General features: G+C 67.4%; 19 protein-coding genes. 2 read left to right on the top strand and 17 right to left on the bottom strand.

Features of this window, described 5'->3' with window-relative positions; genetic code table 11:
* Window positions 1–6: 6 nt before the first annotated feature.
* The 11 genes from EYE42_RS06900 to ftsW all read right to left on the bottom strand — a co-directional run bounded on the left by EYE42_RS06900 (window position 7) and on the right by ftsW (window position 12,296).
* Window positions 7–825, bottom strand: coding sequence for an outer membrane protein assembly factor BamD (locus tag EYE42_RS06900; RefSeq protein ID WP_425466557.1), 819 nt, complete (start codon window positions 823–825; stop codon window positions 7–9).
* A 185-nt stretch (window positions 826–1,010) separates the two neighbouring features.
* Complete coding sequence (gene lpxC / locus EYE42_RS06895) at window positions 1,011–1,940, bottom strand: UDP-3-O-acyl-N-acetylglucosamine deacetylase (RefSeq protein ID WP_130990580.1); 930 nt, start codon at window positions 1,938–1,940, stop codon at window positions 1,011–1,013.
* Between the two features lie 205 nt (window positions 1,941–2,145).
* Window positions 2,146–3,744, bottom strand: coding sequence for a cell division protein FtsZ (gene ftsZ, locus EYE42_RS06890; RefSeq protein ID WP_130990579.1), 1,599 nt, complete (start codon window positions 3,742–3,744; stop codon window positions 2,146–2,148).
* A gap of 213 nt (window positions 3,745–3,957) precedes the next feature.
* A complete protein-coding gene (gene ftsA / locus EYE42_RS06885; protein ID WP_130990578.1) occupies window positions 3,958–5,295 on the bottom strand; it encodes a cell division protein FtsA in 1,338 nt (445 codons plus the stop codon).
* A 3-nt stretch (window positions 5,296–5,298) separates the two neighbouring features.
* Entirely contained in the window at window positions 5,299–6,243 is a 945-nt protein-coding gene (locus EYE42_RS06880) for a cell division protein FtsQ/DivIB (protein WP_246020623.1), read from the bottom strand.
* Complete coding sequence (locus EYE42_RS06875; protein WP_246020650.1) at window positions 6,231–7,121, bottom strand: D-alanine--D-alanine ligase; 891 nt, start codon at window positions 7,119–7,121, stop codon at window positions 6,231–6,233. The genes EYE42_RS06880 and EYE42_RS06875 overlap by 13 nt, the downstream gene beginning before the upstream one ends.
* A gap of 200 nt (window positions 7,122–7,321) precedes the next feature.
* Window positions 7,322–8,263: a UDP-N-acetylmuramate dehydrogenase gene (murB, locus tag EYE42_RS06870; RefSeq protein ID WP_130990776.1), complete on the bottom strand. Its 942-nt coding sequence runs from the start codon at window positions 8,261–8,263 to the stop codon at window positions 7,322–7,324.
* A gap of 94 nt (window positions 8,264–8,357) precedes the next feature.
* Window positions 8,358–8,615, bottom strand: coding sequence for a DUF2484 family protein (locus EYE42_RS06865; RefSeq protein ID WP_165455733.1), 258 nt, complete (start codon window positions 8,613–8,615; stop codon window positions 8,358–8,360).
* Window positions 8,612–10,039, bottom strand: coding sequence for a UDP-N-acetylmuramate--L-alanine ligase (murC, locus tag EYE42_RS06860; protein WP_130990575.1), 1,428 nt, complete (start codon window positions 10,037–10,039; stop codon window positions 8,612–8,614). Before murC ends, EYE42_RS06865 begins: the two co-directional genes overlap by 4 nt.
* Window positions 10,036–11,133 (bottom strand): UDP-N-acetylglucosamine--N-acetylmuramyl-(pentapeptide) pyrophosphoryl-undecaprenol N-acetylglucosamine transferase, encoded by a 1,098-nt coding sequence (locus EYE42_RS06855; protein ID WP_130990574.1) that lies wholly within the window; start codon window positions 11,131–11,133, stop codon window positions 10,036–10,038. The genes murC and EYE42_RS06855 overlap by 4 nt, the downstream gene beginning before the upstream one ends.
* Complete coding sequence (gene ftsW, locus EYE42_RS06850) at window positions 11,133–12,296, bottom strand: putative lipid II flippase FtsW (protein ID WP_130990775.1); 1,164 nt, start codon at window positions 12,294–12,296, stop codon at window positions 11,133–11,135. Before ftsW ends, EYE42_RS06855 begins: the two co-directional genes overlap by 1 nt.
* A gap of 173 nt (window positions 12,297–12,469) precedes the next feature.
* Here ftsW and chrA point away from each other — a divergent pair, with 173 nt between their 5' ends.
* Window positions 12,470–13,636 (top strand): chromate efflux transporter, encoded by a 1,167-nt coding sequence (chrA, locus tag EYE42_RS06845; protein ID WP_211657908.1) that lies wholly within the window; start codon window positions 12,470–12,472, stop codon window positions 13,634–13,636.
* On the opposite strand, the gene EYE42_RS06840 is transcribed toward chrA, so the two are convergent.
* From EYE42_RS06840 to EYE42_RS15980, 3 genes are all read right to left on the bottom strand, one after another.
* Window positions 13,628–14,371: a cytochrome c biogenesis CcdA family protein gene (locus EYE42_RS06840; protein ID WP_130990572.1), complete on the bottom strand. Its 744-nt coding sequence runs from the start codon at window positions 14,369–14,371 to the stop codon at window positions 13,628–13,630. The two genes, chrA and EYE42_RS06840, sit on opposite strands and share 9 nt — an antisense overlap.
* Window positions 14,372–14,466: 95 nt before the next feature.
* A complete protein-coding gene (locus EYE42_RS06835) occupies window positions 14,467–17,040 on the bottom strand; it encodes an Rne/Rng family ribonuclease (protein WP_130990571.1) in 2,574 nt (857 codons plus the stop codon).
* Between the two features lie 375 nt (window positions 17,041–17,415).
* Window positions 17,416–17,589, bottom strand: a complete 174-nt coding sequence (locus EYE42_RS15980) for a hypothetical protein (RefSeq protein WP_165455732.1) — start codon at window positions 17,587–17,589, stop codon at window positions 17,416–17,418.
* Between EYE42_RS15980 and EYE42_RS06830 the strand changes: the two genes are divergently transcribed.
* On the top strand, window positions 17,588–18,487 hold the full coding sequence (locus EYE42_RS06830; RefSeq protein ID WP_130990570.1) for an alpha/beta fold hydrolase: 900 nt from the start codon (window positions 17,588–17,590) through the stop codon (window positions 18,485–18,487). The two genes, EYE42_RS15980 and EYE42_RS06830, sit on opposite strands and share 2 nt — an antisense overlap.
* Here EYE42_RS06830 and EYE42_RS06825 read toward each other — a convergent pair.
* The 3 genes from EYE42_RS06825 to EYE42_RS06815 form a co-directional block, all read right to left on the bottom strand.
* Entirely contained in the window at window positions 18,440–19,267 is an 828-nt protein-coding gene (locus tag EYE42_RS06825; RefSeq protein ID WP_130990569.1) for a glycosyltransferase family 25 protein, read from the bottom strand. The two genes, EYE42_RS06830 and EYE42_RS06825, sit on opposite strands and share 48 nt — an antisense overlap.
* A gap of 1 nt (window position 19,268) precedes the next feature.
* On the bottom strand, window positions 19,269–19,877 hold the full coding sequence (locus tag EYE42_RS06820; RefSeq protein ID WP_130990568.1) for an inner membrane-spanning protein YciB: 609 nt from the start codon (window positions 19,875–19,877) through the stop codon (window positions 19,269–19,271).
* A 77-nt stretch (window positions 19,878–19,954) separates the two neighbouring features.
* Complete coding sequence (locus tag EYE42_RS06815; protein ID WP_246020621.1) at window positions 19,955–20,944, bottom strand: DUF1223 domain-containing protein; 990 nt, start codon at window positions 20,942–20,944, stop codon at window positions 19,955–19,957.
* Window positions 20,945–21,015: the final 71 nt, after the last annotated feature.

Here is a 21,015-nt window from a genome sequence, read left to right as displayed (position 1 = left end):
GGGTGATCACAGCCACCGCCCCTGGATCATCTGGCGATACACATTGGCCAGCCAGTTGTCGCCGCGCGCCTCGGCCGACAGCCCGCGCCCGCGAAGCTGGCGATAGGCGTCCTCGTAAAAGGGCGAGGACCGGAAGTTGTAGCCCAGGATCGCCCCCGCCGTCTGCGCCTCGTCCGTCAGGCCCAGGGCCAGATAGGCCTCGACCAGCCGCAGCAGCGCCTCGGGCGTCTGGCTGGTGGTCTGGAATTCCTCGACCACGACGCGGAAACGGTTGATGGAGGCCGCGTAATGCCCGCGCTTGAGGTAATAGCGCCCGATCTCCATCTCCTTGGCGGCCAGATGGTCGAAGGCCAGGTCGAATTTCAGGATCGCGCTGCGGGCGTATTCACTGTCGGGATATTCCTCGATCACGGACCGCAGGCCTTGCAACGCCTGAAAGGTCAGGCCCTGGTCGCGCCCGATCTCGTCGATCTGATCATAGTATGACAGGGCCAGCAGATACTGCGCATAGGCCGCGTCCTCGTCGCCGGGATAGGTGTCGATGAACCGCTGGGCGGCGCTGCGCGCTTCCTCATAGTTCTCGGCCCGGTGGTTGGAATAGGCCTGCATGATCAGCGCGCGCTTGGCCCATTCGGAATAGGGATAAAGACGCTCGACCTCGGAGAAATAGAACACCGCGTCCTCGGGGCGGCGGCTGTTTTCCAGCTCGAACTCGCCGCGCTTGTAGATTTCCTCGGCGGTAAAACGGTCGAGGTTCTGCCGTTCGGCATTGCCGCCGCCGCGCCCGCACCCCGTCAGCACCAGACCCGCCAGGACCGCCGCCATCACGGAGGCCGAGAATTTCGAGCGCGCCATCTTCACCCTGCCCAAGATTTCTTCCTTGCAGCCGGACCCAAGGGGACGGGCTGCCCGGACGCTCTAGCACAGAACATCGGGGGGCGCAAAATGGCAATCCATGCAATTCCCCGCGCGTCCCGCGCCATGATCCGACATTGCCCCAGGCGCGCGGATCAGGCGGCGACCCAGGCCGTTTCCGCCAGGTCATAGGCTGCGACGCCCGCACCCGGAAGGCGGTTCTCGAGGGCGCGAGAGCAGGTTTCCCACCGCCAGTTCGCCGGGTCGGCGAACAGCGCGCGCAACAGGCGGTTGGTCAGGGCATGGCCCGCCCGGTGCCCGGTATAGCGCGCCAGCAGCGGTGCCCCGGCCAGCGCCAGATCGCCGGTGGCGTCCAGCATCTTGTGGCGCACCGCCTCGTCGGCATGGCGAAGCCCGCCGGGAGACAGCACGCGCGCGCCGTCCACGACCACGGCATTCAGATAGGTGCCCCCCAGGGCCAGACCGTTGCGGCGCATGGTGTCCACGTCGGCCTGTCGGCAAAAGGTGCGGCTGTCGGCCAGTTCGCGCAGGAATGCACCATTGGCCATGTCCAGCCGCTTTTCCTGATGCCCGATTGCCTGGTCGGCAAAGTCGATCTGAAAGTCGATTTCCAGATGGTCGGCGGGCGCCAGCCGGGCAAAGGCCTCGGCCTCGCGCACCTCGACGGGGCGCAGAACCCGGATGGCGCGCAGGGGGGCGGACTGATGCACGATCCCCGCGCGCAGGATGCCCCGCACAAAGGGGGCGGCCGATCCATCGAGGATCGGGACCTCGGGGCCGTCGACGGTCACAAGCGCGTTGTGAATGCCCGTCCCGGCCAGGGCTGCCATGACATGTTCGACCGTCGAGAGCGTCGCGCCCTTGCCATCGCTCAGCAGCGTGCACAGGCGTGACGGCAGCACATTGTCCCACCGTGCCGGAATGTCCACGGCGGGGGTCAGGTCGACCCGGCGAAAGACGATGCCGTGCCCTGCCGGGGCGGGATGAATATCAAGCCGGGCCGGGGCGCCGCTGTGCAGTCCCACCCCTTGAAACACCACTGATTTACCAACTGTCGCCTGCATGGCACCCTGCCCGAGATACTGTCCGACATAAACATTTGACGGTTCAACGCATCACCTAGTCCTGGGGCGCCGGGCGTTCAATTAACGATTTGTGACGGTGTGAAACAATCGCGGGCGGATTGTTGCAGGGGAATGCGCCTGCCTTTACGGCAGCAAAAAAGGGCCGCGCAGGGCGGCCCTTTTGATGCTGGTTTCGTGACCGGCTTCAGTTCGCCTGACGGCGCAGGAAGGCGGGAATTTCGACACTGTCACCGGCCGCATCGGGGCTGGCCAGATCGTCGAAGTCGGTTTCCTGCTGACGGGCGCGAACGGCGACACGTTCGTTCACGCGTTCGGCGATGGACGACGCCGGCGGCTTGGGGGCGGCGGCGGTATCCGTGTGACCGGCCATCCGTTCAAGCATCCGGCCAAGTCCCGCCATGCGGCCCTGGTTGCGGGCAGGCTCGGACTGCTGCGCCGCCGCTTGCTGGCGTTCGCCCTTGTGTTCGACGGCGCGGCGCAGCCGCTCCAGCGTTTCGGGCGACGCCTGACCGCGCGGCGCGGTGCCCTGCGGTGCACGCGGCGCGATGAAGCCCGCGTCGTCCTTGACGTTCAGCATCATCGGCTGGGCCGGTTCGCGGCGCTGATAGGCCGGGGCGGGCATGTCGTCCTCGGTCCGGGCAGCCGGGGCCGCAGGCGCAGGCGCGGGACGGGTTTCGGCCAGGGGCGCCGCGACGCGGCGGGGCGGCAGGTCGTCGGCCTGCGGGACGGCAGGTTCGGGCTTTTGCGCCAGCGTGGGGTTCTGGGTCAGCGGTTCGGCCATGCTGCGGCGGGGGGCCGGAACCTCGGCCATGGCTGCCGCGGCATCGATGCCGGTGGCCACCACCGACACGCGGATCGACCCGTCCATGTCGGGGTCCAGGGTCGAGCCGACGATGATGTTGGCGTCGCTGTCCACCTTGTCGCGGATGACGTTCGCGGCCTCGTCCAGCTCGAACAGGGTCATGTCGTAACCGCCGGTGATGTTGATCAGCACGCCCTTGGCGCCGTTCAGGCTGACCTCGTCCAGCAGCGGGTTGGCGATGGCGCGTTCGGCGGCCTCTTGGGCGCGATTTTCGCCCGAAGCCTCTCCGGTGCCCATCATGGCCTTGCCCATCTCGTCCATGACCGAGCGGACGTCGGCGAAGTCGAGGTTGATGAGGCCCGGCTTGACCATCAGGTCGGTCACGCCCTTGACGCCCTGGTACAGCACGTCGTCGGCCATGGCGAAGGCTTCGGTGAAGGTGGTCTTTTCGTTGGCGATGCGGAACAGGTTCTGGTTGGGGATGATCAGCAGCGTGTCCACGACCTTGTGCAGCGCCTCGATCCCCTCGTCGGCCTGACGCATGCGCTTGGTGCCCTCGAACTGAAAGGGCTTGGTCACGACACCGACGGTCAGGATGCCCATTTCGCGCGCAGCCTGGGCGATGATGGGCGCGGCGCCGGTGCCGGTGCCGCCGCCCATGCCCGCGGTGATGAAGCACATGTGCGCGCCCATCAGGTGATCGACGATATCCTCGATCGTTTCCTCGGCGGCCTTGGCGCCGATGGCGGGCTTGGCGCCCGCGCCCAGGCCCTCGGTCACCTTGGGGCCCATCTGGATGCGGCTGGTCGCGCGCGATCCGGCAAGCGCCTGCGCGTCGGTATTGGCCACGACGAACTCGACCCCGTCGAGCTTTTTCTCGATCATGTTGTTGACCGCGTTGCCGCCCGCGCCGCCGACACCGAACACGGTGATGCGCGGCTTGAGTTCGTCTTCGTCGTTCATCATCAGATTGAGGTTCATGATTCCGCCTGTTTTTGCTGTGTCGATCGGGTCATGACCTGCCGCCCGTCGAATCCCTCGTTTCGCCCCCCGATCCTAGCCGGGGGTCCGTCTTGCGTCACCCGAAAAACACGCAAAAACCGCAAAATCTGGCAGCATCTGCATCCGTTTTCGGCGATATTCTGCCCATGCCGCTGCAGGCGGCACGGGCAGTCCTGTGCAACCAAACGGCGATCACCAGTTGTTCCTGAACCACCGATACGCGCGTCGCAGGCTGCGGGTCGGATAACTGTCGGCGGGCATTTCGAAGTCCCACCATTCATCCTGGGGATGTGCCGCGAACAGCGCTAAACCCACCGCGCTGGCAAAGCCCGGATCGGTGAACTGGTGGGCCAGCCCGTCGATCCGCAGGGGTCGGCCGCAGCGGATTGTCGGCCCTAGGATGCGCGCAGCCAGACCATCCAGGCCGGGGATCTGGCTGCCCCCACCCGTTAACACGATCTGTTGACTGGGCATCTGGTCAAACCCTGCCGCATCAAGAACTTGACGGGCATTCTCTAGAATTTCCTCGACCCTTGGCCGCATAATCCCGATCAGGTCCGCGCGGCTTACAGAGCGGCGTTCTCCGTCCCAGCCGGACGCCTCGGCGCCGCCCAGATCCAGCATCTCGCGATCGTCGCGCCCGGTGGCCTCGACCCCGCCGCTGAGCGTCTTCAGCCGCTCGGCCACCGGCAGCGGCACCCGCAGTCCCTGCGCGATGTCCTGCGTGATCAGGTGCCCGCCGATCCGCACGGCGTCGGCAAAGATCATGTGCTTCTTGACAAAGATCGACACGCCCGTTCCACCGCCGCCCAGGTCGATGCAGGCCGCACCCAGTTCCTGTTCGTCCTCGACCAGCGAGGCACGGGCCGAGGCATAGGCGGCCGAGGCGATCCCGGCCAGTTCCAGGTCGCAGCGGCGGATGCACTGGATCAGATTGCCGATCACGTCGCCGTCCACCGTCAGCACATGCATGTCGCAGGACAGCCTGTTGCCGACATGGTCGCGCGGATCGCCCAGGCTGCTGCGGTTGTCCACGGCAAAGTTCACCGGCTGGGCGTGCAGCACCTCGCGTCCCCGGCCGAAATCGGGCGCGTCGCAGGCTGCCAGAACGCGCGCCACATCGTGATCGTGAACCCGCCCCGCCTCCAACGTGATGTCCCCGGCCAGGCCATAGGATGCGGGACGGCCCCCCGACAGGCAGGCGATGACGTGATCGACCCGCACGCCGGCAATCTTTTGCGCCGCGGCCACGACCGTGCGGATTGCCCGTTCGGTTTCGGCCATCACCTCGATCTCGCCCCGGCGCATCCCGCGAGAGCGTGTCGAGGCCGCGCCGATCACCCGGAAATTCGCCTGTCCCGCCATGGGGCCGACGCCGTCCGTTTCCCGAAAGGTGCCCGTCCCGTCGAAACGCAGCACCAGACAGGCGATCTTGGAGGTGCCGATGTCGAGGATGCCGATCACGCCGCGTTGCAGGGCGGCGCGGCGGATGTTCCGCATCGCGCGCTGCGTCTGGTACAGTTCCGCCATCCCTCAACCCTCCGTCTTTTCTTCGTCCTGAATGATCCTGCCGTCCGGTCCCAGCAGCGGCTGGCCCCGCGCCTGACGCAGCGTGTTGCGCGCTTCGATCCCCAACCGCAGCACCGGGCGGGACGGATTGCGCAAATCCACCGCCACGATGTCGCGGCCCAGCATGTCCTGCGACCGTTCCAGCGCCATCGCCGCCTGCAGGGCGATCACGGCGCCGTCCGCCGGCAGCATGATCCGCTGCCCGTGATCCAGTTCCAGATCCCAGCGGCGTTCCCCCCGGCGGACCAGTCCGCGCACGCGGGGCAGGATCGGCCCGGCGGCATCAATCAGGGCCAGGGCCTCGGTGACGGCCAGGTCGGCCCCGTCGCCCGCGATCAGCGGCAGATCCGCGCGCACGTCGCGTGCCGTGACCGATGCGACGCGGTGGCCAGACCGGTCAAGAATGTCGATGCCGCGCGCATGGCGCCACAGGATCGCGGGCTCGCGTTCCTTGACCACCGCCGACAGGATGCCGCCCGGTTTGATGCGCAGGTCGATGGATTCGATCACGTCAAGCTGCATCACCTGCAACCGCAAGGCCGTCAGGTCGATGTCAAAGCTGGAGGCCGGCAACTCCACCGGCAGCATCGCCCGCAGCGCCTTGTCCACGACCGGAGAGGCGCCCTCGACCGTCATGGTGCGAACCAGAAACTCCTCGCGGCTTTGCACCTTGTCCATCACCTGCCGGACGCCGCCGGTCAGCGTTGCGCGGCGATCCTCGTCGGCCAGCCAAAGCCCGGCGGTCAGGGCGATCAGAAAGGACGGCACGCCCACCCGCACGGCCTGCCGCCAGATCGGCCGCAGCCACATGCGTTCCAGCCGGTATTGCAGTCGCGTGGGGGCCGGATCGCGCTTGATCCGCTCGGGCAGAGAGGGGCGGTTCGGGCGGTGGTCGATCACGTCCGGCACAGCGCGTCCTCTATCATCCACCGCATCAATGCCGGAAAGTCGATCCCGGCATGGGCGGCCTGTTCGGGGGCCAGCGACGTCGGCGTCATGCCGGGCTGGGTGTTCACCTCGAGGATGATCAGCCCGTCCAGGCCGCGCGCGTCATCCCAGCGGAAATCGGTGCGCGACAGCCCACGGCAGCCAAGCGCCTGATGGGCACGCAGCGCATGGTCCAGGCAGGCGGCCGTGATGTCCGTGGGAATGTCCGCCGGGATCACATGACGCGAGCCCCCGACCGAATACTTGGCGGCATAGTCGTACCAGCCCTCGGTCACGATCTCGGTCACGCCCAGGGCGCGGTCGCCCATCACGGCGGTGGTCAGTTCGCGCCCGGGCGCATAGGTTTCGACCATCACATGCGCCGGCATGGTCGGGGCCAACTGCGGCGGCTGGTTGGCGCCGTCATGGACGATATAGACGCCCACCGACGAGCCTTCGTCGTTCGGCTTGACCACATAGGGTGGCGGCAGGACATGGCGGGCGCGGACTTCGGCCGCGCAGGCGATGACGCTGTCCACCACCGGCAGCCCCGCCCCACGCAGCGCGTCCTTGGCCCGGGTCTTGTCCATCGCCAGGGCCGAGGCCAGGACGCCGGAATGGGTATAGGGCAGGTCGAGCCATTCCAGGATGCCCTGGACGCAGCCATCCTCGCCCCATCGGCCATGCAGCGCGTTGAAGACGACATCGGCGCGCAAGGCGGCCAGGCGTGCCACCAGATCGCCGCCGCGATCCGGGCCCAGTTCGACCTCGATCACCTCATAGCCCGCCATCCGCAGCGCATTCGCGCATTCGCGTCCCGACGACAGCGACACCTCTCGCTCGGCCGAGGGTCCGCCCATCAGAACGGCTACGGTATGGGCTGTCCTGCTCGACCTGCCCGCCACGTTTTGCCTTTCGCCCCGGTTGGTCCGGGATTGTCCTGCCCCGCGCGGCCGGGTTGGCCCCGATCCTGCGCTTGCCTGTCAAGGATAGCGGATGCGCGCAAATCGCAAAAGAGCAATTCTGGTTATCTGCCAAAGATTGTTGGCTGAATCGCCTGTCAATCCGTGGTTGAGCCCGGCTGTGGATCTCCTATCCGGATCACCTCCCATTGCAGGTCGTGGCCGCTGTCCTCCAGCACGCGGCGACGCACCAGTTCGCCCAGGGCCTCGAGTTCGGCCGCCGTGGCGCCGCCCGTGTTCAGCAGAAAGTTCGGATGCTTTTCCGACATCTGCGCTCCGCCCCAACTGTGGCCCCGCAGGCCCGCCCGGTCGATCAGCGACCAGGCCTTGAGATCGTGGACATCATCGGCCTGTCCGGTCGAACTGAACCCCGCCGGATTGCGGAACGTCGAGCCTGCGCTGCGATCCCTGGTGGGCTGCGTCTCGTCCCGTCGCGCAAGCTGGTCGGCCATCCTGCGATGCAAGACATCGGGATCGCCGGGGATCGCGTGAAAGATGGCCTCGGTCACGATGCATCCTGGGGGCAACTCGGCATGACGATAGGCAAAGCGCAACTCGTCGCGGGTCAGGACGATCCGGTCACCCCGGCGCGAAACGGCCCGCGCCTCGATCAGGTGATCGGCGACATAAGCGCCATAGCAGCCGGCGTTCATGCGGACCGCGCCGCCGATGCTGCCAGGGATGGTGCGCAGAAAGGTCAGGTCCAGCCCCATGTCCGCCGCCCGCCGCGCGACATGGGCATCCAGGGCGGCGGCGCCGGCGGTCACGCGGTCGCCATCGACGGTGATTCCGTTGAAGCCCCGGCCCAGCCGGATCACCACCCCCCTGATGCCGCCGTCGCGCACGATCAGGTTGCTGCCGACGCCCATCGGAAAGACCGGAACCGCAGGGTCCAGATCGCGCAGGAAATCGGCCAGGTCATCCTCGTCGGCCGGCTGGAACAGCCAGTCGGCCGGGCCGCCGACGCGCAGCCATGTCAGGGCGTCCAGGGGACGGTCGGGGGTCAGGGTGCCGCGAACGGGGGGAAGGTCGGTCATCATGGAGACGGTGGTAGCCAGCGGGGTGGCCCTGGTCAACCGCCGGCCCGATGCCGTCGGCCCTTGGCACCGCGTGCCGATCAAAATCGGCCGCCGGTCAGTCCAGTGGCGGGGCGGGGCGCTTGACATCCCGGCGGCGCGGGGCGCGCAGCAACATGGCGATGCCCAGGGCCAGACCCGTCACGCCGGCGATCGGGCCCCCGGTCAGGGTCAGCCAGCCCAGCAACGGAATGCCCACCCCCACAAGCGCCCAGAAGGCCCGCGCCCGCTGCCGGGGATGCAACCGGGGCTGCAACAGGGCCAGCGCTAGCCATCCCAGGCCGATGGCCGCCGTTATGACAAGATCGGCCGTCACGCGGCCCGCCCCTGCAGCCGTTCCGGCAGGCCGTTGGCCCAGGTGGAAATGGTGCCCGCCCCCAGGCAGACCACCATGTCGCCGGGCCGAGCCTGTTCGCGGACCAGACGTTCAAGGTCGTTCTCGTCCAGGATCGCCCGGGCGTGGCGGTGGCCATGGGCGATCAGGCCCGCCACCAGATCGTCACGGGTGGCGCCGGGAATCGGGTCTTCGCCCGCCGCATAGACTTCGGCGATGGCGACCACGTCGGCCTCGTTGAAGCAGGTGCAGAAATCGTCGAACAGACTGGACAGGCGGGTAAAGCGGTGCGGCTGGTGGACGGCGATCACGCGGCCTTTTGTGGCCTGGCGCGCGGCCTTCAGCACGGCGGCGATTTCGACCGGGTGGTGGCCGTAGTCGTCGATGATGGTGACGCCGCCCACGTCGCCCACGCGGGTAAAGCGCCGCCCGACCCCGCCGAATTTCGCCAGGGCCTCGCGGATTTCGGCCTTCTTGATGCCCAGATGCCGGGCGACGGCAACGGCCGCCAGGCAGTTCGACACGTTGTGGTCGCCCGGCATCGGCAGGGTGCAGCCCTCGATCATTTCCAGATCGCCGGTCTCGGTCGGGCCTTCGCCCTGCAAGGCAATGTCGAAATGCGCGATGCCGTTCTCGTAACGCAGGTTCATGGCGCGCACGTCGGCCTGGGCATTGAAGCCGAAGGTGACCACGCGCCGGTCGGTCAGCTTGCCCACAAGGGCCTGAACCTCGGGGTGGTCGGTGCAGCAGACGGCCAGCCCGTAGAACGGAATGCCCGAGGCGAAGTTCAGGAACCCCTGGCGCAGCGCGTCGAAGCTGCCCCAATGCTCCATATGCTCGGGGTCGATGTTGGTCACGATGGCGATGTCGGCGGGCAGGCGGTTGAAGCTGCCGTCGGATTCGTCGGCCTCGACCACCATCCATTCCCCGGCGCCCGCCCGTGCGTTGGACCCATAGGCATGGATCACGCCGCCGTTGATGACGGTCGGGTCCAGCCCGCCAGCGTCCAGCAGGGTCGCGACCATGGTCGTGGTCGTGGTCTTGCCGTGGGTGCCGGCGATGGCGATGTTGGATTTCATCCGCATCAGTTCGGCCAGCATCTCGGCCCGGCGGACCACGGGCAGGCCGCGGCGCCGCGCCTCCTCAAGCTCGGGGTTGCCCTTCTTGATCGCGGTGGACATGACCACGACGCCCGCCTGTCCAAGATTCTCGGCCCGCTGGCCCTCGAACACGCGCGCCCCCAGGGTTTCCAGACGGTCGGTGATCTTGGATTTCCTGGCGTCGCTGCCCTGAACCTCATAGCCGAGCGTCAGCAGCACCTCGGCGATGCCCGACATGCCGATGCCGCCGATGCCGATAAAGTGGATCGGCCCCAGTTCGTGCGGCAGTTTGGTGGCGGCGTTCATCGGGCTATCTCCGTGACAAGGTCGTACAGGCGCCGCGCCGCATCCGGGCGGGCAAGGAAAAGGGCCGCCGCCGCCATCTGGCTGGCGCGGGCAGGGTCATTGAGGATCGCGCGGATGTCTCGCGTCAGGCCGGGCGCGTCAAGCACCGATTCGGGATGGATCAGCGCCGCTCCGACTTCGGCAAGGGCCTGTGCATTGGCGGTCTGGTGATCGCCTGCGGCCGCGGCGTAGGGGATCAGGATGGCGGGACGTCCGATCACGGTGATGTCGGCCAGCGACGAGGCGCCCGACCGGCTGATGACCAGATGCGCCCTGGCCAGCCGTTCGGGAACGTCGGCGAAGAACGGCTGCACCTCGGCCGCGATCCCGGCATCGGCATAGGCGGCGGCGACACGGTCGTGATCCTCGGCCCGGGCCTGGTGGCTGACGCGCAGGCGCGGGCGCATGTCGGCTGGCAGCGCGGCGATGGCGGCGGGCACCACGTCGGACAGGACCCGCGCGCCCTGGCTCCCGCCGATCACCAGCAGGTGCAGCGGCCCCTCACCCGGCGGGGCATAGGGGGTGGCGGCATGGTCAAGCACCGCCTGGCGCACCGGGTTTCCGGTGTGCAGCCCTGTAACGCCCGCCGGCAGATCCGTGGGCCAGGTGCCGCAGGCGATCCGCTGCACGCGGGGGGCGAACAGGCGGTTCACCCGGCCCATGACGCCGTTCTGTTCATGGATCATGCGCGGCAGGCCCAGCGTGACCGCCGCAGCCATGGCCGGAATGGTCGGATAGCCGCCAAAGCCGATCACCACCGAGGGGCGGTTCCTGCGGAACGAGGCCCGCGCGGCCAGAACGCCCAGGCCGATCTTCAGCGGCGCAGTCAGCGTGCCCACCAGCCCGCCGCGCGCGATGGTGGCCGACCGCACGACGCTGCGTTCGACCGCGTCGGGGAAATCGCCCGCATAGCGCGCACCCCGGTCGTCGGTGGACAGACGGACACGCCAGCCCTCGGACAGCAGCAGTTCGGCCAGGGCCTGCGCGGGGAACATGTGCCCGCCGGTGCCTCCGGCGGCGATCAGGGCCAAGGGTGCCTGCGCGGAAACGGCCATCAGCGGCCCCTGCGCAGGATGTCGGCCAGTTCGCCCTGGGGCCGTGTGCGGGTCAGGGCCAGCAGCATCCCCGCAGCGATGCCCGAGGCGATGACCGACGAGCCGCCATAGCTGACAAAGGGCAGCGTCATGCCCTTGGCAGGCAACAGGCGCACCGCCACGCCCATGTTGATCAGCGCCTGCACGCCAAAGGCGCAGGCCAGCCCCGCCCCCGCGATGCGTGTGAACGGATCGCGTTCACGCAGCAGCCGCAGCAGCGACCGCACGACGATGGTGCAGTAAAGCGCGATCACCAGCAGCACCATGACGGTGCCGTATTCCTCGGCCGCGACGGCAATGATGAAGTCGGTGTGCGCATCGGGCAGCGACCATTTCACCGACCCCTCGCCCACGCCGACGCCAAAGAAGCCGCCGTCCTGGATGGCCTTGGTGGCATAGCCGATCTGGGTGCGCGGGTCGATGTCGGGCGACAGGAACCCGTTGATCCGGCGGGCAAAGTGTTCGGACGCCCCATAGGCAAAGGCACCCGCGCCCAGCGCCATCCCCGTCACGATCATCAGAAACAGCATCGGCGCCCCGGCCACGAAGAACATCACCAGCCAGGCAAACAGCACCAGCGAGGCCTGTCCGAAATCCGGCTGCAACGCCAGCAGGACCACCACCACGACGGCCACCACAAAGGAATATGTCTTGCCCGCAGGGCCCCCCACCGCTTGCGCGGAGGCCATGAACCAGGCGCAGATGGCCACAAAACCGGGCTTGAGGAACTCCGACGGCTGCAGCGAGATGCCCGCGATGGACAGCCAGCGCGTCGCGCCCTTGCCATAATCCTGCCCGATAAAGGGCAGCAGCAGCAGCAGCACGAATGCCGCCGCAAAGCCCAGCACCCCGATCCGCCGGATCTGGCGCGGCGGCAGGGTCGAGATCACCAGCATGGTGACCAGGGCCAGACCGCCGAACACCGCCTGACGCTGGACGTAATAAAAGCGCGGCAGGCCGTTCTTTTCCGCCAGCGGCACCGAGGCCGCCAGTCCCAGCAGGATGCCGACCGCGAACAGCCCCATCACGCAGGCCAGCGACCATTTGTCCAGAGTGCGCCACCAGCGCGGAAGAATCGGGTCGCCCGCCCGTATGGGCGCCGTGCCAAAGACCATCTCGGTCATGGGAATACCGCCGTCACTGCCTCTTGTCATGCCCGGTTTGTCCGGGTCTGCCGATCAGCATAGCGCGAAAAACCGCCCGTTGCTACTGGGATTGCGCGGCTTTTCGGGTCACGCTGCGGTGCAGGCCGGGCGCTGTCATGCCGGGGTCACACAAACGTTTCAGGATCGCGCAAATGAACCGCATTCTTGGCGACATCGCCTGGACCTTTCTCAAGCTGGGCCTGACCAGCTTTGGCGGACCCATCGCCCATCTGGGCTATTTCCGGCAGGAACTGGTGGTCAGGCGCCGCTGGGTCGGCGACGAGACATTCGCCCAGATCCTTGCGCTGAGCCAGTTCCTGCCCGGCCCGGCCTCTTCGCAGGCCGGGTTCGCGCTGGGCTGGCAGCGCGGCGGGCTGCCGGGGGCGCTGGTCGCGGTGGTCTGCTTTACCCTGCCCTCGGCGGCGCTGATGGTGGGGCTGGCCGCCATCCTGGGCACCGCCCCGCCCGATACGGGCCTGCCGGGGGGGCTGATCGCAGGACTGAAGGTCACCGCGGCGGCGGTGGTTGCCCATGCCGTGCTGGGCATGGCGCGCAGTCTGGCGCCGGACGGGCCGCGCGCGGCAATCGCCCTGACGGCGCTGGCCGCACTATCGCTGATGCCGATGACGGCGGGGGCGCAGGTTGCGGTGATCACCGGGGGCGGCCTTGCCGGACTGGCTCTGGGGGTCGGAGCGCCCGGCCCGCAGGGTCAGACGCTGCGCGGGCCGTCACGACGCGGGGCGGTCGCCTGTCTGGCGGTTTTTGCGCTGCTGCTGGTCGGATTGCCGCTGCTGGCGGGTGCCGGGACAGGCTGGCGGCTGGCCGACCTGTTCTATCGCGCAGGCGCCCTGGTGTTCGGCGGCGGCCATGTGGTGCTGCCCCTGCTTGCCGCGGGATCGCAAGGACTGGTTCCCGAGGCCAGCATCCTGGCCGGCTATGGTGCCGCACAGGCCATGCCGGGGCCGCTGTTCACGCTGGCGGGCTGGCTGGGACAGGTCGCGGCAGGCTTGCCGGGCGCGGCGATCGGGCTGGTGATGATCTTCCTGCCCGGATTCCTGCTGATGGCGGCGGCCCTGCCCTTCTGGGCGGCGATTTCCGCCCGGCCCTGGGCGCGGCACCTGCTGGCGGGGGCGAATGCCGCCGTGGTGGGTATCCTGACCATCGCCTTTTACGACCCGGTGATGACCGCAGGGGTTTCCCGCAGGGCCGATTTCGCCCTTGCGGTAATCCTGTTTCTGATGCTGGCGCGCTGGAACAGGCCGGCTTGGGAGGTGGTCGCCACGGGCGCCGCGGGTGGAATGATCCTGTCCCTAGCCTAGGCTAGCCAGCCCCGGAAATGTTTCCAGCAGCCAATAGGAAAAGGCCGAGAACGCTCCGGTGATCAGCATGACGCCGACGATGACCAGCAACACGCCCATCACGCGTTCGATGATGTGCAGCCAGGGCTTGACGCGGTTCATCAGCCCGATGGCCCGGTTGATGAAGATCGCCGCCAGCAGGAAGGGAATTCCCAGTCCAAAGGCATAGACCGCAAGCAGGGCAGTGCCTCGGGTCATTTCGCCCCCGGTGGCCGCCAGCGACAGGATCATGCCCAGTTGCGGACCGATGCAGGGCGTCCAGCCAAAGGCAAAGGCCAGGCCCAGCAGATAGGCGCCAAAGGCGCCGCCGTCCTGGGCGCCCGCGTCGATGCGGGCCTCGTGATCCAGAAAAGGAATTCGGATCACCCGCAGGAAATGCAGGCCCATGACGATCACGAACCCGCCGGCGATCTGGGACAGGATGCCCTGGTATTGCAGGAATGTCCGACCCAGGGCAGAGGCCGCAAAGCCCATCACCAGAAAGACTGTGGACAGGCCCAGCACGAAGAAAAGGGCCGGCAAGACCGCGCTGCGTTCCCGCGCCTGCAGCCCGTTCACCCCGACCCCGGTCATATAGGCCAGATAGGGCGGCACGATAGGCAGCACGCAGGGCGACAGAAAGGACAGGATGCCCGCCAGCAGCGCAATCAGGGCGGCGGGCAGAAAGGCGGCGGTGGCAAGCTCGATTCCCAGCATGACCGGCACCTTATCCGCTGGGACGCCACGGGCCATAGGGCATGGCGTCACGCCTTTGTGTGCGGGGCGCAGTCATCCTGCGCCCCGTCACGGGTTCAGCGGTTGCCCGACCACCAGCCGCGGCGTTTGGGGCGGTCGGCATCGGCCTCGGCCATTTCAGGCTCGCGGTCGAGGGGCGCGGCAGGCCCGGCCGATTTGGATTCGGCCGACTGTGCCGGTTCTGCGACCGGATCAGGGGATTGATCCCCCGCGCTGGCCGTGGTGGCGTCAAGCAGAACCGCCTCGGCAATGGCCGTCGTGTCTGGCTGCACCGGCTGGGACACGATGTCCGCGTGCATTGGCTGTTCCTTGGCCGGCTGCGGTTCGACGGCGAGTTCCGTCACGGGAACGATCTCGCCCTCTTCCGCCGATGCCCCGGACTCCCATGCCGTTTCGGGCCGCGCATTCAGGCCGGGCAGGCCCTCGACGGCCTGGTGGGGGGGTTCCTCGAGATCGACGACCTCGGGCAATCCTTCGGCCGGAGGCAGGTCGCCATTGCGCCGGCGGCGCGAGCGGCGGCGGCGGCGGCCATTCCCCTCGGCATCCATGGCGTCGTCCGCATCCGCTGCCTCGGCATCCTCGCCGGCATCGTCTGAACCATCGCCCGCATCGGCGGCCTCGTCCTGGGACCGGTCGCCTCCCTTCCTGCGGCGGCGGCGGCGACGGCGGCGCGATGGGCCGTCGCCATTCTCATCCTCGGCGGCCAGTGTCTCGGCGGTTTCCTCGTCCTCGTCGGGGGAAACCGCTTCCTCGATCATGTCCTCGTCCTCATCGTCGATCTGGGCCATCAGGTCGGCATCGACGGACAGGACCGAAGCGCCGGCCTCGGGAACGTTGCGGGTGGCGGTCTTGAACTTGTCGATCGCAAAATCGGGCGAGATCAGGGCCGGATCGGCCTCGAGCCGGATCGACAAACCATAGCGCGCCTCGATCCCCGCGATATGCTCGCGCTTCTGGTTGATCAGGAAGTTGGCAACCGCAACCGGCGCCTTGACCAGAACCTCGCGCGACCGCTTGCGGGTGCCCTCGTCCTCGATGGCGCGCAGGATGGTCAGTGCCAGGCTGTCGTCGGACCGGATCAGGCCGGTGCCGTGGCAATGCGCGCAGGGCTGGGTGGTCGATTCCAGCATCCCCGGACGCAGCCGCTGGCGCGACATCTCCATCAGGCCAAAGCCCGAGATGCGGCCCATCTGAATCCGCGCGCGGTCGGATTTCAGCCTGTCCTTCATCCGCTTCTCGACCGCGGCGTTGTTGCGCCGTTCCTCCATGTCGATGAAGTCGATGACGATCAGCCCGGCCAGGTCGCGCAGGCGCAACTGGCGCGCCACCTCGTCGGCGGCCTCAAGATTGGTCTTGAGCGCGGTTTCCTCGATCGAGCCTTCCTTGGTGGCCCGACCCGAGTTCACGTCGATGGCCACCAACGCCTCGGTCACGCCGATGACGATGTAACCGCCCGACTTCAACTGCACGGTCGGATTGAACATCCCGGCCAGATAGCTTTCGACCTGATAGCGCGCGAACAGCGGCATCTGGTCCTTGTACTGCTGCACCGCCCGGCTGTGGGTCGGCATGATCATCTTCATGAAGTCCTTGGCGGTGCGATAGCCGCGCTCGCCCTCGACCAGAACCTCGTCGATCTCGGCATTGTAGAGATCGCGGATGGTCCGCTTGATCAGGTCGCCTTCCTCGTAGATCGCCGCCGGGGCGACGGACTTGAAGGTCAGGTCGCGGATCTGTTCCCACAGCCGCAGCAGGTATTCATAGTCGCGCCGGATCTCGGTCCGGGTGCGCTGGCTGCCCGCCGTCCGGATGATCAGGCCGGCCCCTTTCGGCACATCAAGTTCCGCCGCGATGTCCTTGAGTTTCTTGCGGTCAGCGACGTTGGTGATCTTGCGGCTGATGCCGCCGCCGCGCGCGGTGTTGGGCATCAGAACGCAGTAACGGCCCGGCAAGGACAGATAGGTGGTCAGGGCGGCGCCCTTGTTGCCCCGTTCCTCCTTGACGACCTGGACCAGCATGATCTGCCGGACCTTGATCACTTCCTGGATCTTGTAGCGGCGGGCCCGCGGCTTCTTGGAACGGTGGATCTCCTCGGTCACATCGTCGTCACCGACCGATTCGATGGTGTCGTCCTTGTCTGCGGCCTCGGACGGCATGTCCTCGGCCCCGTCGCCAGCAGCCTGCCGGTCTTCCTCGGCAGCAGCCGCGTCATCGGCCCGCTCGGCGTCCTCGTCGGACAGCTCGGCGCTGTCCTGAACGGTTTCGTCGTCGGAAGCCCTGCGCTCGGCCTTTGCCTGACGGCGCTTGGCACGCGCGCTGTCCTCGGCCTCCTGGGCCTCGGCATAGGCGCGTTCCTCGGCCATCAGCGCCGCGCGGTCGGCGGCCGGGATCTGGTAATAGTCCGGGTGGATTTCCGCAAAAGCCAGGAATCCATGGCGGTTTCCACCGTAATCCACAAAGGCCGCCTGCAGCGAGGGTTCGACCCGCGTGATCTTGGCCAGGTAGATGTTGCCGGAAATCTGTCGTTTGTTTACGGTCTCGAAATCAAATTCTTCGACCTTGGTTCCGTCCACCACGACCACCCGAGTTTCCTCGGCATGGGTGGCGTCGATCAGCATTTTCTTTGCCATTGTTTTGTCTTTCGCGCAGCCGCGCGCCGGGCGGTGCCAGTGACACCCCCAGGGGCCGGCCGCGTTGTGATGGGGACGCAGGCGCGGCAGGGGACATGGCCGTCGTTCGGGACGGGCTGTCAGCCCCCCCGTTCCGATCCTGTCCGTCCCTTGCGCGCGTCATCGCGTCGTTCCTTGAAACTGGCGCGGGGCCAAGGCCGCTGCGCCGCTGTCCGATACGCCCGGCCGCACAACGATGCGCATCACGGGCGGGGTTTTCCGCGTGACACATGCCGCCGTTCTTGTGATCCGGTAGAGGTGCCGCGCTGCGAAACTGTGAGCGCCTGCAACCCGAAATTGTGGGCGCATCGGCGCATGGTTGCAACATAGGCGGTATCACAGGGAAAATTCAATGCCGAAAAAGGTCTGGCCCCGGATCAGCGCGTTCCAGCCTGCGCCGCTGGCGCAAGACAGACACAGGCAACGCCCGTCACGCAGCTTTAACGCTTCTTTCACGCCGATGTTGCACCCTTCGGCCATTTCCGGCTCAGGACACAGGAGTCGCATCATGCCGGTACTCAAGGTCGATGCTACAGATCGCGCGCTGCCCGACGCCCTGGGCTGGGATGGACGTTCCCTGCCCGCCCATGCCCCGATCGTCGTGATGATCCACGGCTATCGCTATTCTCCGGCGGCCTTTCGATGCGATCCCCATCGGCACATCCTGTCGCTGGACCCCGATCCGGCCCATGGCAGCACCCTGTCATGGCCGCGCGCCCTGGGATTCGGATCGGGACGTGACGACGAGGGGCTGGCCGTTGCCTTCGGATGGGAGGCGCGGGGCCTGCTGGGCCGGGCCTATCGGCGTGCGGGCGATGCGGGCCGCAGGGTCGCAGCGCTTGTTTCGGATCTCGCCGCGGAAACCGGCAGGCCGGTGGCCCTGATCGGGCATTCGCTGGGCGCGCGGGTTGCCTTGCAGGCCCTTCACCATGCCGATCCGGGCAGCATCGGCCGGATCGTGCTGCTGGCCGGGGCCGAGTTCCGGGACACGGCGGCCGCGGCGCTGGACAGCCCGGCCGGACGGCGGGCCGAAGTGCTGAACATCACCTCGCGCGAGAACGACCTGTTCGATTTCGCGATGGAGATATGGCTGGACAGGGGCCGGCGATCCGCGATCGGGTTCGGGCTGGCACGCCCGGCGGCAAACTGGGTCGATGTGCAGATCGACGATCAACCGACCCTCGACGTGCTGGACAGGCTGGGTTTTCCGGTGGAACGCCATCCCCGGCGCCTGTCGCACTGGACGCCCTATCTGCGGCGCGGGTTGTTCGACTTTTATCGCACCGCCCTGTTCCAGCCCTGGGCGCTGTCCCTGCCGATGCTGCGCACCCGCCTGCCCGGCCGGATCGAGCCGCGATGGTCACGCCTGCTGGCCGGGCCTGCCCAGCCCCAGCCGTTTCGCGCCTGATCGCAGGCGCGCGCCCAGCAGCCGCAAGCCCCGGCAGGCAAAGCGCGACAGTTCCAGCCATGCACGATACGGCAGCACGGTCAGATACCGCCATCGCGGCAGCTTGTAGTCCAGACGGGTGGACTGGATCTGGGTCGGATGATCCGACACCTGGCTGGCGGGCACCGGCAACACAAAGCAGGCACGTAGCCCCGCCAGATACTCCAGGTCAAAGGCGATGTCATAGGCCAGCCGCATCGGCACAAGATCGGTGACGATCCAGCCTGCCGCACGGCGGTCGACGACATAGGCGCCCGCCCCCTTTTCGCGCGTCAGCGCGATGGCCAGCGCATGGCGAGGGCCCAGCCTGCGGACCGCAAACTTGCGCCCGTCGTTCACCGTGCTGAGCCGCAGGATGTTCCACAAGTCGCGCTGTCCCGCCGCCCGGTCGAGGATGTCCAGAAAATCGGGCGCAAAGGATACGTCGTCCTCGAGGATCAGGGCCAGGTCGGCATCGCTGTCCAGAAACGCCCGCGCGCAGGCGACATGGCTGAGATAGCAGCCAATTTCCGCGGGGGATGTGCGGCGGCCATGCAGCAACCTGTAGCTGCGCTCGCTGAACTCGGGAATGGGATAGCGCAGCGTCTTCCCGTCGATGCCGGCAATCCGGAAGAACGGCAGGTTCGCCTTCGCCAGCTTGGCCTGCATGGCCGCCATTCTTTCGTCGGCGCCGTCCATGTTGATCAGATACACCGCCAGCCGGGCCTGGCTTGCGGGCAGCAGCACCGTCCGCGCATCCATCTCAGCCGTCCGTGTCCTTTTCGGCGGCAGGCAGCGCGTGCGCCTTGAACAGGCCCGCATTCGCCATCAGGAATGCAAAGATCAGAAAGGGCATTCCGAAGGTCTTGAAATAGACCCAGGCGGTTTCGGACATGGTGCGCCATACGATCTCGTTGGCAAGCGCCAAGGCCGCGAACATCATCGCCATGCGCAGGGTCAGTTTGCGCCAGCCCTCAGCGTCCATGGGCAGCGCCTCGGACAGGATCATCCCCAGCCAGTTGCGCCGCGTCACAAGGCTGAATCCCAGCAGCCCGGCGAACAGCAGATAGATGATGGTCGGCTTTATCTTGAAGAAGCGCGGGTCGTTCAGCCAGACGGACAGCCCGCCAAAGACCACGACCAGAACCAGCGTGGCGATCTGCATGGGCGCCAGCGTCCCGGTCAGCCGCCAGCGGATCAGCGTCGCCGCCAGGATCGCCGGGATGAACAGCAGCGTCGCAAAGACCAGAGGTGAATAATCCCGGCCCCACAGGCTGACATCGCCGCCCCGGTTCAGCATGAAGACCGCAAAGAACAGGATCAGCGGACCCCATTCCAGGGCCGGGATCACCCAGGGCTTCGGTTCCTTCATGGCAGGCATCCTTTCAGATCGGGCAGGGCCGTTTTCCCCGATCGCGCGCGGCGCGGCAAGCCCCTGCGGAGGGACCGTCAATCCAGCCGAACGGCTGCCAGGATCGGGCCGGGCAGTCCCCTGCGACCCAGTTCCCGCTGCACCAGCACCGCATGCCGCGTGTCGGCCGGAAAGCTGTCATCGGCAAGCCCGCTGGACTTGACCGTCACGCGAAGGGGGGCCGCGCCGTCCCATTCGGCAAGCACCTCCAGCGACAGCACGACGTTGGCATAGGTCATGCGCTTGCCATAGTTTTCGCCCCCCGTCACATCGACCGTCCGCCGGGGGGCATAGCGGACCAGCAGGATCTGGATCCGATCGCCCAGGTCGGACAAGGGCATCAGCTTGATGACCTGGCCTTCGGGGGTGGCCTTGCGCTGCACGCTGACCAGGGCGGGGGCGAACCGGCTGGCGTCGATCAGGCCCATCAGTTGCGCAGGCCCCAGCGACAGGGCGGTATCGCTGCCCGCCACGATCAGTTGCGGCGTATAGACGGCATGTTCGCCGGCCGCACGGGCATAGCTTTCCTGGCGCTTCGAAAACTCGGGCCGGGCAAAGCTGTCGGCCCAGCCCAGATAGTCCCAGTAATCCACATGATAGGACAAGGGCAGGATGTCGGCCTTGTCCGCCAGCGCGGACAGCATGGCATCGGCCGCCGGACAGGACGAACAGCCCTGCGAGGTGAACAGTTCGACCACCACCGGCACGGCATCGCTGAAGCCATAGCTTTCCATGGGGGGGACGTCCGTGGCCGCAAAGCTGTTGGCGCCGCCCAGTTCGGTCGGGGCATAGCCGGCGGACGGTGCCCATCGTCCCGGATCGTGCGGCGCCTCGATCACGGGCGGGTTGTCACGATCGGCGCCGGGGTCGGGTTGCCCGGCGACGGCGCCGCGTTCCCCGGCCGCCTCGGCCGGACTGTCACGGCCGATTTCCTGCGCCAAGACCATGTCCGCCGAACCGGCGAAAAGGCCGCACAGCACGGCTGCAGCCAGACATCTGCTGCGAAAGGCGGCCGTTGCAGCCAGCATTCGGGAATCCCTGGTCGTGAACACGCCTCCCTGCTTAGCCTCGCGCACCGGGCGGGAACAAATCAAGGCTT

It is taken from the genome of Paracoccus subflavus (assembly GCF_004310345.1).
Lineage (GTDB): Bacteria > Pseudomonadota > Alphaproteobacteria > Rhodobacterales > Rhodobacteraceae > Paracoccus > Paracoccus subflavus.
Note: the sequence above shows the minus strand (reverse complement) of the source record. Positions and strands in the feature narration are given on the sequence as shown.